General features: G+C 38.8%; 9 protein-coding genes and 1 tRNA gene. 1 reads left to right on the forward strand and 9 read right to left on the reverse strand.

The genetic code is table 11. The annotated features are described in order from the left end of the window. The 8 genes from AAEY99_RS10240 to AAEY99_RS10275 form a co-directional block, all read right to left on the reverse strand. On the reverse strand, positions 1 to 717 hold the full coding sequence (locus AAEY99_RS10240; protein WP_351010387.1) for a V-type ATP synthase subunit E family protein: 717 nt from the start codon (positions 715 to 717) through the stop codon (positions 1 to 3). A gap of 2 nt (positions 718 to 719) precedes the next feature. Continuing rightward, a complete protein-coding gene (gene pglZ / locus AAEY99_RS10245) occupies positions 720 to 2,693 on the reverse strand; it encodes a BREX-3 system phosphatase PglZ (RefSeq protein WP_351010389.1) in 1,974 nt (657 codons plus the stop codon). 3 nt (positions 2,694 to 2,696) lie between these two features. Then, the gene (locus tag AAEY99_RS10250; RefSeq protein ID WP_351010391.1) at positions 2,697 to 5,510 is read right to left on the reverse strand and encodes a DEAD/DEAH box helicase; all 2,814 of its coding nucleotides are present in this window, start codon (positions 5,508 to 5,510) and stop codon (positions 2,697 to 2,699) included. After that, the gene (locus tag AAEY99_RS10255) at positions 5,510 to 8,320 is read right to left on the reverse strand and encodes a DNA methyltransferase (protein ID WP_351010393.1); all 2,811 of its coding nucleotides are present in this window, start codon (positions 8,318 to 8,320) and stop codon (positions 5,510 to 5,512) included. The genes AAEY99_RS10250 and AAEY99_RS10255 overlap by 1 nt, the downstream gene beginning before the upstream one ends. 128 nt (positions 8,321 to 8,448) lie before the next feature. Further along, positions 8,449 to 12,174, reverse strand: a complete 3,726-nt coding sequence (locus AAEY99_RS10260) for a DUF6079 family protein (protein ID WP_351010395.1) — start codon at positions 12,172 to 12,174, stop codon at positions 8,449 to 8,451. After that, complete coding sequence (brxF, locus tag AAEY99_RS10265; RefSeq protein WP_351010397.1) at positions 12,175 to 12,657, reverse strand: BREX-3 system P-loop-containing protein BrxF; 483 nt, start codon at positions 12,655 to 12,657, stop codon at positions 12,175 to 12,177. A 355-nt stretch (positions 12,658 to 13,012) separates the two neighbouring features. Continuing rightward, on the reverse strand, positions 13,013 to 13,303 hold the full coding sequence (locus tag AAEY99_RS10270; RefSeq protein WP_351010398.1) for a hypothetical protein: 291 nt from the start codon (positions 13,301 to 13,303) through the stop codon (positions 13,013 to 13,015). A gap of 162 nt (positions 13,304 to 13,465) precedes the next feature. After that, positions 13,466 to 13,654: a helix-turn-helix transcriptional regulator gene (locus tag AAEY99_RS10275; RefSeq protein ID WP_351010400.1), complete on the reverse strand. Its 189-nt coding sequence runs from the start codon at positions 13,652 to 13,654 to the stop codon at positions 13,466 to 13,468. A 96-nt stretch (positions 13,655 to 13,750) separates the two neighbouring features. Between AAEY99_RS10275 and AAEY99_RS10280 the strand changes: the two genes are divergently transcribed. Then, on the forward strand, positions 13,751 to 14,074 hold the full coding sequence (locus AAEY99_RS10280) for a hypothetical protein (RefSeq protein ID WP_351010402.1): 324 nt from the start codon (positions 13,751 to 13,753) through the stop codon (positions 14,072 to 14,074). 465 nt (positions 14,075 to 14,539) lie between these two features. Here AAEY99_RS10280 and AAEY99_RS10285 read toward each other — a convergent pair. After that, positions 14,540 to 14,616, reverse strand: a tRNA-Trp gene (locus AAEY99_RS10285). Positions 14,617 to 15,074: the final 458 nt, after the last annotated feature.

Consider the following 15,074-nt stretch of genomic DNA (forward strand, 5'->3'; position numbering starts at 1 on the left):
TTATTCTCTTTGTTTTTTAAATAGAATAAGATCATTACCCTGTTGATGTAATTCGAACCACTGGGTACTAATATCATTAAATTGAACATTAAAATGGAAAGGAAACCAAACTGCATCATCAAGCAAATCAGATAATGAGCGACTATTTACATCCTCACTATTTAACAATGCGGTAAGCAACCAGTTATTCATTGTTGTTGGTATGGTTAATTTTTCGTTAACAACTGAATAATCCCGTTTATTTCCTCGAACAATCACTCCAAACTCAACTAACGTCTTTAATACCGAACGTAAATGACGCTTAACTGTTTCTGTATCGCCGTATAATTCAACAATTCGTTTCTGAGCTTGCCCATACGTAAAAGATGCATTTAACTTGGAATTTCGTCCAATAAATCTTGCTACATCAGCAAAAAACTTATTCTTTGCTATCAACACCCCCCAATGGAGTGAAAGGGGGATGTCACAGTCATGCGTCACCTGATCCACAGCAAACCGTTGAAATTGTTCGCTCACATGCTTTGGCTTAACACACCAGACATTAGTAAGCATATTTCTCGTTTTACCAAGATTAACTTTACAATTAATGCTAGATGACACCAATCGATCAATCTTTTCAGACAGTGCTTTAGCATCTAAATCTTGAGCTACCCACAAAGCGGTTTGATCAAGCCAATGTTTTTCTAGATGACGGCTAAAACTCACTTTCTTTGACATTATTAATAACTTCTCTTAATTGTTACCAGCGGAACAACCACTTCATGTAAGCTGATCCCTCCATGGCCAACAATCTTTTTGCCTTTCTGAACAAAGGCATGTGTTCCTTTACTTACTAGTGGATAAAAATCTGCTGGTAAACCAAATTTCTTAGCGGGCCATTCTACCACTTCATCATCAGAAATCTCAGCTGAACTTGAGGCCGACTCAGAGCTTTTGTACATACGCACTCGCTCCCCTTTAGTTTCAGCCTTTACACCTTCATTAGGCCATCCGCATCCAACACCTTCTTGATTACCATGATCCGCAGTGATTACAATTTCGAAGCCTGCATCGAGTATGGTTGCAATTTTGTCTGTGAACTGCCATTCATCTAACCATACTTGTACAACAGCGTTTAATCCCGCCATACCAGCAACCATTCCGTGCATCTGCTCGTCGATAAAATTCACCACCAGACCAGCAACTTTTAATGACGGAGGATAGAATAGATCAACAAATTCTTCTCGAACTTTAATATTTTCGATCTTTTTCTTAAATAATACTTGGTTGCGTTGTAACCCTTTATCTTCCCAATACGCTCTCCAAAGTGCTTCTTCTTTAGACGTCGAAAGCAAAGAGTCTGCAAATAACTGAGGTCTCTTTCCAGAAAAAAGAGCTTGTCGGGATATTGAGGTAATAGTCGGAACCCAAGCAAAGCAATAATGTTCATCTATAACAAGATTACTGCACGTAAGCAGCTTATCTCGTATAACCGACCATTGCTGAAACCCCATACCATCCATGACCAGCAAACACACTTTTTTATCTTGATTCAATGCCGTGTTATCTAACCAATCTGGAATTTTATGCAGCATATTGGGATAACGAATAGAGGGTTGGGTGATAAGGCTGCCGTAATTATTAACTAACCAGCCCTCAAAGAGCTGATCAATTTTAATATTGAGCGCTTTATGTCTACTTTTATCACTCTTGGTAATTACATCGCCAAGTTGAAATGTATACGCATTTAATCTTCCGAGGTTATGGGCTACATCTCCCCAAAAATCAATCGTAAATTTACTATCTTCAATCTCTGCAAACTTTTGTGTTAATGATTCCAATAAACGTGTATATCGAATGAGTTCAGTTTCGCTACCTTCTGTCTGAATACCAATCCAAGCCCAATGATCTTTCTCTAACCCTTCAAAATGAACAGGTTGCAGTAACCCATCAGCAAATAAATTGTCTATGTATACTTTAATGTCTTGATCATTAAATGGCACAATCAAACTAGCAACTGGCCAAGCATTTTCTTTAACTTGATTGATCGCTACCTGACTTTCTAAATACATATCCCACTGTGACTGTAAGAAAGCAAAAAATTCGTTTTTATTTGGGATAATTTGCTCAAACTTCCAGGCAGAAAAGACAGGATTAAACGATAGTAATTGGATTAACCTTTGCTCAACGAGTGTTGGCATATCAGGGTTAATATAGTGCTTCCTAATAAGTAAACGCACCAAATCTACTTCAGTCTGAATGATCTCAGGAGCAATTTTGTAAACATGTCGTAGCACAAAATCTAAACTGTCTACCTTGCTTAACTTACCAACCTTATAATTACTCACAGCGCTTATAAGCAACTGATAGCAACTTGGGTCAATATAACGCAGTACAGCAGAATCAAGTTCTGGGATCACTTCATTAATGTGAAAGTCTAACGATTTTGCGTGAACTTCAATATCATGAGGAATAATCAAGCCACTATCTTGAGACAAGCGAATAACCAACGGAATCGTTTCTTGCTCTTCAAGCCATTGTTCATAAATCAAACGTAATACAATAGGATCATCTTCACTGACAATCACTGTACCAGTACGCTCAAAATGCTGTGCTATGTATGGTTCGAAACATAAGTTATCAGGGTCATTAATGACATAGCAAAAATGACTATCAAGCACTAATTTATTAAGTAGTCTATCCTGCCAACGCACCACTTACCCCTTTATCTCAAATATTGCGTGTAGATTAAGTTCAGGATAAACACAGTGTTTAGCTGCAAGTTGTCGTTCCCAGTGATGATACTCTTCATCGATTTGCTTCAATCTATACTGTTTCACTTCAGGTAAGCCAATTCGTTCGATTGCCCTTTTCCTAGCAGCAAATGAGAACTCCCCTTTTTCAGTATCTGTCGCTAGGCTATCAAGATAATTGGACAACATACCATCAAATATCTGTTTACTTTGGCTCTCGGCCACAACTCGTAATTGGCTATATACACTCTGCATTTTTTCATCTGTCACGAGAGTAGAAATGGCACTCATGTTGATGTCACCTGCACTAATTGCATCCCAAATGCGATTCGATGACGGACCAAAATACTGGCCACTAGTACTAATATAAATCGGTAGATACTTCATTTGCCGTTCATCAGCACCTGTAAAACGGATGCTCCATAGCGACCAATAACCTGTGGCACCACTAGGTAATGAATTAATTGTCACTGCAGGTATTTTTTGCGCTTCACTCCAAATAGGAAGTTGGCTGCATAAACCACGAATTTTAGGGTTTTCCAATGTTATGTGGGTTAAGTCAGCATTCAATTGTGCATCTTTTCCAATAAACGTAATATTTTTCCAGCTAGCACCATCAGGCCAGTTAACCGAATGACCACCATTCGCCAACTTAGAGAATTCCGCTTTATATCCTAAATTCTTCTGCCACTTGAGATATTGTTCAACCATAAAACCAACCCAATGCGGTAACGGATGGTTGGCTATTTTGTCAAAGGCTTCTGAATCTAATTCTTCACCTGACGCAAATAAACTATCTTGAGCTTTTTTATCACTGGCACCTTCGCGAATTGTTTGCAGCGCTTTAGCGAGTTCTTGGTCCATCATATCTGGATTAGTCAACGACTCAATAAACAACTCATCAAATAAGTGATTTGCGTCTGCAGAATCTAAAACATCGCTGGTTTTATCAACGCCAAATTCTTCAAGAATAATTTGCAGTTTACTTTCCAACACATCACGAACCCTATGTTCTACAGTATCCTCAAGCACAAGGTTTAGCGCGCGAACAACATGAGGCTGGCCAATACGATCTACTCTACCAATTCTCTGCTCCATTCGCATAGGATTCCATGGAATATCATAATTAACGATAAGATGACAAAACTGCAGATTGAGACCTTCACCACCAGCATCAGTTGAAATAAGTAGCCTACTATCGCCCGCAAATGCAGCTTGTACTTTTTTTCGCTCATGCATATCCATCGAACCATTCAAGCAAACAACACTGATCCCTCGGTCCGTGAAAAATTTACTCAGCATCTTTTGCGTGGGAACAAACTCTGTAAAAACCAGCATTTTTAAATTAGGATCTTGCTCTTCTTGCTGCAGTTTATAAAGCCAGTCAACTAGGGCTTCCGCTTTAGTATCACACTCATTAGCAACACACTTTTCAGCAATATCAAGTAAACGTTGGACTTCAGCCTTTTCATTGGCTAAGGCTTGCTGACAGTTTGAAATTAACTGATCCAACTGGGTCTGACCATCTAATTCAGCCCAATCCTCGGCAAAGGCTAACGGTAACTCTTCTTCTACAATCGTATTGTTAAGCGCCACCAAGCGGCGCGCTAATGTAGTCGCAATTGCGGCACTGCTTGAACTGACTAAGCGCTGCATTAAAATCATCAAAAAACCAATAGCATTTTGTTTTTTAGCTTTAGCTTGGTTGTAGCCTTCTTTAATGTATTCCGTCACTTCTTCATAGAGATGGCGTTGAAGTGCATGCTTTGTCTGCCAAGCCACAGGCACTAACTCAGTTTTTCGGGGCTTAAATAACGGCTTTCCTTCACCATTAATCGAAATGCGTTTTTCGGTCCGCACAACAAAAGGCTGAACTCGCTCTTTAGTCACACTGCTTAAATCGGGAAAAGCTTCTCTATCAAGTAACGCCATTAATCGATGAAAGGCATCACTTTTACCCTGATGAGGCGTAGCCGATAACAACAATAAATAAGGTGATGCTTCAGCTAAACCTTGTCCTAATTTATATCTCGCAACAAACTCTGTACTGCCACCTAAACGATGGGCCTCGTCAACTACAATTAAATCCCAACCAGCAGCAAGTAAGTCATCATATCTGTGCTTGTTATATTCATGAATTTGTTTGAGTGACCAGCCTTTACGGCTTTCAATGGGCTTAATACTATCAACAGGGCATATTACTTGGTCATGGCGCAGCCAGACATTCTCGTTATCATCCAGCGGTTTTTGCTCACTAGGTAAAAAAAGGTGAAAGCTCTCATTAAAATGAGTACTCATTTCACTCACCCACTGACTCACTAACCCTTTAGGGGCGCACACCAATATCCTTTTAGCCATACCCCTAAGCTTTAACTCACGGATAACAAGCCCTGCTTCAATGGTTTTACCAAGTCCAACTTCATCGGCAAATAAATACCTGATCTGCTTGCGCGACATGGCTTTATCAAGGGCTTTTAATTGGTGAGGCAGCGGAATAACATTGGACTCGATTGGCGCCAGTAATACATCGTCTTGCTGTGCATTGGCAATTTTTGCTGCTACAGCCATATAAGAAATAAAATGGGCATCGACATTTCGGCCATAACGCGATGAGAGCAAATCATCGCCTGGCACTTTAACCACGCTATCTTGCTGTTGCAGCCATACGCGATAAAAATTCTGGCCCCAAAGACCAGAGTTTTCGATCACTTTAACATGCTGTTGATGAGCCAAACTCCAAGCCCATTCGCCAACATTTAGAGATGCACTCGATGCCATTACCACTCGTCTTCTTCGGTAGACGTTAATGTCAGAGCATTGTCATAGAACATCAACAGCTTTTCATCTTCTTGTAAGACGTCTGTCGGGATTTTTTCCGCTATATCTAAAATGGTTTGAAAGTCTTGTATTTCCCAAGCTGTTTTAAAACCTGCGCGCAGTGCTTCTGCACGAGGTAATTTGACTTTCTTTTGGGTTTTATATGTTTCAAACTCACGCAGCAGCGCTCGTAACCGCACCTTATCTAAATCTTCAGCCTTGTTTGGATCGGGCACATACCAACGATCTTTGGCTTTAGCAACTAAGCGGACATCATCTTTATCCAAACCGCGCATATCTTTAAAATTTGTAGATAAGTAAGTATGGATTTGCGAAGGCACATCATCTTCGCCAGCATATTTAATGAAATTTTGTTCTAGCAGTGTTGAGAGCTCTAGTGATAATTCACTCTTTTTCCAACCTGATAGCTCGTTGAGGAACAAAGGGTGAATCTCTGAGTAAGTTCTTGGTTTGGTTTTGAGTTCTTGTCTCATCCACTCAATTGCAGATGCTTCATCATCTACGAATATTGATAATTGTTGAATTTGAGCAGACATAGCTCTTTGCTTATCATATTCAGTAACTTGCTCAGGTAAAAAATACATCCCATCCCTATAGATATATTTACTTTCCAAACCTTTCAGAAACTCATTACTAGATATTGGAATACTAATGTTATTCCGAACAAAATAAGTAATAACTTTATCAAATAATATTCTAGGATCTCTTTCTCTCACAGGTAAAATTTTATTTTCTGCCATTCTGACGACTGTCAAATGCGCTAAATAATTATCAATAAATTTCCAAACACCATTTACCCCAATAGAATTTAGTTCATTTCTGTCCAATTCATGAGTAGGTTTATAAGCAGAGATAGCTAGATCTTGTCTAACAGCGGTTTTACTAACATTAGAATTTATTCCACCTTGTTTTTTATCTAAAGCAGATACGTTAGCGATAATAAAGCCTGCATCGGTTAGAGAAGACTGAATATTATTCCATACTGAAGCTTTTGTATTAGAAAACTCAATAGTCATCCAATGATCTGGCTTTAACACTTTATAAGCCGCCTTAAAACATTCGGTCATTATACCTCTATACTCGAAACCACCTTTTTTTTGCACACTGTTTTCAATAGCTTCTGGTTTATTATCTGTAACGACAGATAGCCATCCCTCCCAAAACAAACTAAGTTCAGAATAATTTAGATTTGCGCCAAACGGAGGGTCAATAAAGATGTAATCAACTGAATTTTCTAGCTTTTCACTTAAAACCTCAGTGGTAGAACTACAGCCTATTACAACATCAGACTTTTTAAAATTTGAATATTTTTTATAAGCTCTATTTTGTGTTCTTAAACGGTCTTTTATAAGGGCGAATGGAGATGCCTCCATTGAAATTGACGGTGCGTATAACGTTCCTTTTCTTGGTCCTGGACTAAAACCACCGCCACCAAAAACGTAATTTTTTAAATGGAATTGATTAAGCTTGGTCGCACCATTTACAAATCCTGTAAACAAAAATTTTTCGCGATTATTTGATAATAATGAGTAGATATAACTTAAAGCTATCAGATTTCTTTTAGTATAAAAGTCTGAAACATAACTTAAACCATGTGATCTTACTGGTTGACGTGTGTTATATCCATCTTGTATCTTCATTGATGGATACCATGTGTTCACATCCATAAGATCTATCTGTGAAATTAACTTTATATCATCTTCATCAGGAATTTTGCTAAACCTTCCAGACTCCCCATCAACTGAGTATATAATTAAAACAGGAACCTGCTTGGCAATTTTAGTACTGACTTTATTTTTATCACAATAGCCAGTTATCCAAACTCTCTCTGCATTTCTCTTAGTCAAAATGGAATCACAATGTTGACAATGAAAACTATCTAGAACTACAGCATTTTTAACATCAATAGCTGAACTCCAAAAAATCACTTCTTCTGTACACTCTGGGCAGCAATATACATCACTCCAAATAGTATAATTAATATTGCCTTTTAAACCGGAATTATTATGGTTTGTTTGATACATAAAACTGAACTTTGTAGACGCGAGTTCTATAACAGACTTTATTCTACTATTTAGTTCATTGATATTAACGCTTTGAACATTATTAGATGAGATAAATGTTGCTGATGGAGAAAGATCATTCAATATCGTTTTTCTTACACCTAATTTTCCAATTTTATTACTTGGATTAAATGATGGTGAATCAAATATTCCCCCATCTTTATCCACAAAAAAGCCAAGGGATTCAATCACATTTATATCGCCACATAATTGGCTCGCAACACCTGTCATACCTGAACCACAAAAACCATCAAAAATAATATCTCCTGGATTCGTGTAATGAAGGATGTATCGCATAATCGCCTTATGAGGCACTTTTGTATGATAAGAGTGGGCATTATAGATAGGATCACTTTTCCCTTCACTTACGTCAGCTGCGAACGGTTCTCGATGATATTCGTCATCTAAATCTACTTTCTGCGATTCCCACAGCTCAACAAAATCATTTAACCAAGGATTAGGGCAAGAAGTATAATAAGGTGGGTCCGAAAGCTCTAAAATAGCCTCATCTGTACCGATAGGAAAACCCTCAATTGCTCTAAATTCTGGATCTTGCAACTTTTGGCGCAATAACTCGGTAAAATGTGCTCGACGAGCTTCATCGTTAGTGAAGGTTTGACCTAAACACTCTACTGGACCAACTGCCACTTTTGGGCTTTCGTCTTTTAATAAGCTTTCTTGTTTCATTATTTTCTCAATTAGCCGGTACTTACAGCGGCTCATGTTCAATCTATTTAAAAAGGAGCTCTGCACTTAAAAAGGTCACAAAGCGAGTGACTGATAAGTCACTCGCTTTAACAACAGGCATAGTTTACCTAATCAATAACAATACGAACTTTATCGGTATCCTTACCCTGGCAATACTCTTTTAGTAATTGCTCAAAACGGCGTTTTATTTCAGCTAAGGTTTGTGGCGTACCTTGACCTAGACTTGCGACCAATTCAACAGTGCTGATCCGGACTTCTTCTAATCCTGATAACACTTGATTTACTGCTTCAATAAAAGACTTGTCTAATGGCACAGGTAATTCACCTGTTTTTACAAAAAAATCAATTTCAGTTTTTTGCTCAAGGTGCAGCAAGTCAAGCTGAATAAAGGGATCTTCTAAAGTCGCTTTTAAACTAAGGGTCCAATCTGTCAGCATGGAATCCAACTGGTCATCCAGTTTTGTTAATCTTTGATTGGCTGGTGCTTTTATCGCCTCGGCTCTTGGGTTAAACGTTACAGGCCTAGGATTGACCTCTAACTGTTTAGGATCAATAGAATCGGCCACTAAGAGCTCTGCCCATTCTGTTCGCCAAGTTTTCACTTGCTCTGCTGGCAATAAACTTATACCAGACAAGGCTTCTAAAGTTTGTAGCCTATCATCACTTATCAGTTTGGCCTTTTGCTTATCTTCAACCAGTGTCAAACGTGACTTTTGGTATAGCTCTACAAAACGCTTACCATAGCCTTGCTTTAGGGTTTGTAACGTCGCTAGATGTAATTGCTTAAAGCTAGGTTCTAAACGTAATTGCTCATCTTCAAACCCTTGTCGTAAAGCTAGTGAAGCCGCTTTAACCTCTAGTTGCCATGGGTCAGTTTCTGGTAGCACTAACTGAGCTTGGCTAAGATATTGGGTTATATCAGAGAAGTAGCCAACCGTAGCAGCCAATTTATTAAACGACTCCCAAGCCATTAAGTGTTGTGCTTGCTCAGCAATTTCCGCTGTAGTTGACTTAAAGTTTTTAAGCTTACCTGGCGTATTAAAACGCTGCAACGACTCTAAAAATATTTTCGCTTGATTGAGATTATCCGCTAAGGTTTGTGCTTCAGCTTCAGATAAAACAAACTGGCCCCAGAGTGATAATCTTTGTTTAATCACTTGCTGTCCTTGAACTAAGGCTTTAACCGTCGCTTCAATCTTTTGCCCCATGTCACGAACGACATTGTCATCACCCTGCTGAATAGAAGTCGCCAAACCTTCGTTCATGTCTAAGAGCTGCAATACAGCTTTAATGGCTGACATATTAAAGTCTTTAGGTGCTTGGATATGTTTAAACTCAACCAAGGTATTAAAATCTATGCCCTTAAAAGCATCGACATCGCTGGCGGTGATAACCTTACCCACGACAGAGAGCTCTAGTTCACCGGCATGGACTAAACTGGCTAAAATAACCAGTAACCATTCAGGTTCTAAGCGATAGCTATAGGGTTTGAAATAAAGCCGTGCATGAATTTGTTCTAGTAATTCACTTTGATTTACGACTTGACCATGACCTTTGGCAGCTAATATTGCCATAATGGCTTTAGCATAACGCGATTGCGTAGGCTTTAATTTGTCGCCCTCTAATAACTCTAAGGCATCGAGCACCGCTATGGCGCGCTTAGTTGCTGCGCCACCAGCAAGGTAGCTGAGTACATCTTTAGCGGCGACAGCAATGGTATCACCAGTAATACGTTGCGAAAACTTGGGGTACTCAGGGGCCAAAGAATGAAAGTAGCTCTTGAATATAAAACTGGCTATCGCTTCAAAGATATCCTTTACACTGCCGTGATCACTATCTGCAATGCCCGATATATCGCGAACACTTGAGCCTTTAATCCAATCCATCATAGGCTTTCCTTGGCCGTTGTAATGGACCTCATAAGCATCTTTTAAATTGGCTTTAATCCATTTGATCATGTCCAGTAAATAGGCGTCTGCTTTAAGCTTGTAGGTCGTTTTAGCCCCACCAGTAGCTTGACCGCGAAGAGAAATCGAAGCGGCATAATATTTAAGATAGCGGTTAAATTCTTCACTGCGATTTTTTAATATGAATTGAACCTCATCCTCTCGGATAAATTCCTTTTTCTGTTTCGGTGGGTTTTCTGGCTGCACAAAGTACATATAGTAATCAAGCTGTGGTTTAGCCGTTTCACGTTGGTTTGGCGATCCTAAAAATAGCCAACCAGGACGACTAACATTTTTATCTAGCCATTTAAGCTCGTGCTGCCACATTGCAGTATGGGATTGTTGAGTGTCGGTTTGTTCTAAAATTTCCAACATAGCGGCGCGATAGGCACTGTTAATACTGTCTTCAGACAGGGTTAATGCCCTGGCTTCAATATGCGCATCAAAGTCTTCAGTCTTTTTTAAATCTATATAGAACTGATCATTGGTTTTATTTTTAGAAAAAAACTGCCCATTTACAGTACGGCGAATTTTACCTAGAACAGTGACTATATGTGTTTCGAGGTTTTTGCTCTTTTCACCCGGCATGGACTCAATGTTTGTAAGATACAGACATAAGGAGTCTCTTAATTCTGCGGCTGTAGCCCCCATTTCAGCATAAATGTCACCCACAGCCATACGATGAATCGCCAGGCCTGCTACGAGGCGTTTAGCAAAGTCTTTTTCGCTAGCTGTAGGGTATGCTTGTTCTATACGCTCAAGCAATGTTTCACCGGTTTCGATTACCTGACCGACTTCTGGATTGGTTTTCATGCTGGGCTCGCTACTTAGCTCTTCCCAGTATGTGTCGTATGAAAATACTCCTGGTAGATCCATAGGGATCTCTTTATCCATTAGCTCTTTCATCTGACGAGAAAGACTTTTTAGCACTTGACGATTTTCTAAACCAGCCATTCGAACACGTTCAAAGGTATTAATATAATCAGGATGAACCGGAAACATGCGCACGAACTCGTCTAATCGTTCGTTCATTTTGTCATAATAAGGAGTGAATTTTTGTAAATATTCACGTATCCAAGCTTGTTGCTGAGCACTTTTTCTTAATAGACGCTCTTGTACTACAAACTTGATATCTTCACGAGCGATTACGACTTGCTCTGCTCGGTCACGAATACGCTTAACTTCTTTAGACAAAAACTCAAGTTGGGTGCTGTCAAATATCGCTTCCTGAACACCGGCAATAAATCTAAAGCGGGTTCCGTCTATCACTTCACCTATGACTCGCAAGATGGCGATATCTAATGGTAATTGTTGTTCATTGCGAGATCTGAAGTAGTCGAGCATCTCATCACACACCAGTAATAGTCCCATCTGTGGGTATTTCTGGTCAAACACAGCCATCATTTCTTCGAAATACGGCTTATGATTCGAAGTGATTTGCGTCATTGGTGGGAATTCATAATCGACTCCCATCGCAGCTAAGCCATCGGTTAAGTTTTTAGTAATAATATCGGTTAACGCCATTTGAGACGCTCCAATTTCAAATCGAATAACCTTGAACTTACCTGCTATCTTGTCTGCTGCTTTCTGCACAGTTGGGTTAGTAATATGACTGGCAAGATCAGGAAACTCTGCAACTGCAGATATGACTGACATCAAATGCGATTTACCTGAGCCATAGTTACCCACGATCCATAAAGCTTTATTGTCCACAGATTCTTCATATTGAAGCTGCTCAATGATGATATTACTTAGCTTTTGAGACATTTTATCTGAGATAACGTAGGAAGATACCAGCGCCTCAGCTTTACTATGAACACCTGAATCCTCAAGTTCAATATTGTTGGTTACGGGTTCAAACTGGATTAAATCGCCATACGTTTTCATCTATAGACTCCTGTCACAAGCATAAACAACTTGTACATCTTTTAGTTCGGATAATGGGTAATATTTGTAGTCAGGTTTCCCTGGCAGAGAGTAGGTCAACGCTTTATCGTCGTAATCACCAGGCCAGACGACTACCATAAAAGTCTGTTTTGATAGTAATTTTAATAGCTTAATTGGTTCTTGATTAAGAGAAGGTTCAAATAAAATGTGCAATCTATTCAGCCACAAGCTTTGACTTGTGTTCATTAGCGTTCGTTTCTTTAGTAAGGTAAATAATTCATTTTCTCGTCGTTTTGCGGAGAGCACAGCCAAAGAGTTAGCCATAACCAAGGAAATGTTGATAGATGGAATATTCTGTTCATATAAAAATGAAGGGATAACTTCGATCTGCTTTGGGGACAATAGCAATATCACAAGTCTATACGAACTGAGTAATGCTGCTGTTTCTGCATCACTGACTTTGGCTAAAATTTCATCCAACATATACGCACACCTTGTGTAAACAATCCTTCGTTTAGAATGCTAATAAAATATGTCACTTAATCATTTATTTAAAAGCAAAACATACTAGCACCTTGTAAGGTAGATTTAAAAGATATATAAATCATTGACTCGCGCTTTAGAACGCATTAATTACATAATGATAAACATATACTTAACACTATAAAAATAAAATCAGGCATTTTAGAATACAGAGTAATCTGGATAGTTAAAGATTATGCTCAAAACGCAATCTTCACCATCTATCAAATCCAAACTTGTACTTAACCCTTAGATGAATATCATTAAGCTATTGCTTTACAATTTTGTTATCCAAAATATAAGAAATTTCGCTCCATTAGGACTTTGCCAGTATTTGTCGGCTACAGTATTCAAATGAGGTAATTAGTGCGGGATTCTTCTTGCGATTTGATTCAATAGGGGGACTATCTGGAAATTTTTGTCTTTTCTCCACAAGAAATGGCTCAACTCCCATCTCCAATCGACGGAGGTTAACTTCATCTTGATACTCTAAAGACATTGGGTTGATTCCCCTTCGGCGATCATGAGCATCACTAATGCTATCTTGGGTACAGTCGTACTCTTCAGGAAAAAGCTTCAAATGTAATATACTGATTTTATCTTCCATAACACTCCCACGCATCTATTTATGTTAAAAGATGGAATCCATGCGTTTATTTGCATCAGACAAAGATATAATAGTATCCAAGAGCAATTGATATTTTGCCCTGTGTCACATTAATCGTTTAGGTATGAATAGTTTCGGCGAGTATAAATTTAAAGACAATACTTACTTCAACAAGTCACGGTCTTCTATCCTTTCTAATATCCAATCTTGCACTTCGCTTTCTACCCAGGCTACCGCTCTTAAACCTAGGCTTACAGGCTTTGGAAACTGGTTTTCGGCTATGTAGTTGTAAACGGTTGAACGCCCTAGACCAGTGCAATCCATCACTTCTTTCAGTTTAATTAGTCTCAATGTGAATTCCTCATATTTGATATATCAAATGGCTCGCCACTAAAAATTCATGTGGCATACAGTTGGTAATAATACTAGTTATTCAGGCTGCTAGTTATGAACACCAAAACAATACAGAATGATCCCCCTAGGCAGAGCCGAGTACGCAAATTATGGGAACAAGTTGGTATTCCTGCAAGCCAAGGGTTTATTCTGATTCAAGAGATCGAGAATGGCCTTTCTTTAAATGTTGTGGATCAAACAACAGAAGAGCTCAATATATGTCGACCTTTACTGCTCAAACAAATCGGCATTATGCCTACTCATTTTTCTCGGCGCAAAATCAGTGGCAAACTGACCAGTGTAGAAAGCGAACGCCTTGTACGTTTTATACGAGTGGTCGATTATGCAATCAAGCTAATGGACGGTGATAGCCAATAGGCTATCAAAATGGCTTGTAGAGCCAACTTTAAATATGAATGGTTAATCACCAGCTAGCTTAATATATACTGAGACTGGGGCTCTAGAGGTTATGCAATTGATAGAACTAACCCGTCATGGAGTATTCAGCTAATATTTGTGAGGCTTTGCGGCTTTTTAGCAAGTTACTAGTCAACTTATCTTCATTACTGAAATACAATAAAGCGGTACTGTTCATCAATTCAGATAATTAGCTTAGTCTAATTTCAAAACCTAAATTAAGCAAAAATGACAGTAATTATGATGAGACTCTAAATCTAGATAAGGTTCAATTTTGCATTATGGGCACCATTTGGTCACCGTTTGGTCACCGAGCACAAATATGCGAAGTTTGGTTTTATCTATTTGAATGATAATAAAGAGAAATAAAAGCTAGAAAAGCTAGAAAAGACAAAGGCCTAGCATTTCTGCTAGACCTTCTAAATTTGGCAGGGGTGGCAGGACTCGAACCCGCAACCATCGGTTTTGGAGACCGCTGTTCTACCAATTGGAACTACACCCCTGTTGACGTGGGGCATTATGCTAAAAGCCCCTCCAAAGGTAAAGTACTTTTTTAAATAAAGCGCTCAATTGCAGTTTTTTCAAACAAGTTAGCTAATCTAATCGATTAATGAGTAGATTATGCATTTATAAAATGGCTCGGACATTGGTTAATTTCTACGATCTCATGGTTAAGTGTAGAAACTGATAGTCCAAATATGGAAGTCGACAACAAGAACACAATTACGTTCAATTGATAATCTGATCTGAAATTTAGAATCGAATCATTGAACAATCGAGCAAAAATGACCTAGTCAGTTCCATAATATTAAGCGCAATAGGTAATAATAATCGCACCTATTAATCCTATAGAGAGGGGGATAAACCTGCTCTGTATTCTCATCTATTGTGGCTTAATGAAACTGTACACCGATTGAGGTAAAATCCCCTTAAGATAAAACGGTGTAAAAAGTAATGAAGA

Source organism: Shewanella sp. S1-58-MNA-CIBAN-0166, from assembly GCF_040310085.1.
Taxonomy (GTDB): Bacteria; Pseudomonadota; Gammaproteobacteria; order Enterobacterales; family Shewanellaceae; genus Shewanella.

Excerpts from the sequence above, each read along its gene's own strand:
- AAEY99_RS10240 (WP_351010387.1), bottom strand. The coding sequence starts at position 717 with ATGTCAAAGAAAGTGAGTTTTAGCCGTCATCTAGAAAAACATTGGCTT.
- AAEY99_RS10250 (WP_351010391.1), bottom strand. The coding sequence starts at position 5,510 with ATGGCATCGAGTGCATCTCTAAATGTTGGCGAATGGGCTTGGAGTTTG.
- AAEY99_RS10255 (WP_351010393.1), bottom strand. The coding sequence starts at position 8,320 with ATGAAACAAGAAAGCTTATTAAAAGACGAAAGCCCAAAAGTGGCAGTT.
- AAEY99_RS10260 (WP_351010395.1), bottom strand. The coding sequence starts at position 12,174 with ATGAAAACGTATGGCGATTTAATCCAGTTTGAACCCGTAACCAACAAT.
- brxF (WP_351010397.1), bottom strand. The coding sequence starts at position 12,657 with ATGTTGGATGAAATTTTAGCCAAAGTCAGTGATGCAGAAACAGCAGCA.
- AAEY99_RS10270 (WP_351010398.1), bottom strand. The coding sequence starts at position 13,303 with ATGGAAGATAAAATCAGTATATTACATTTGAAGCTTTTTCCTGAAGAG.
- AAEY99_RS10280 (WP_351010402.1), top strand. The coding sequence starts at position 13,751 with ATGAACACCAAAACAATACAGAATGATCCCCCTAGGCAGAGCCGAGTA.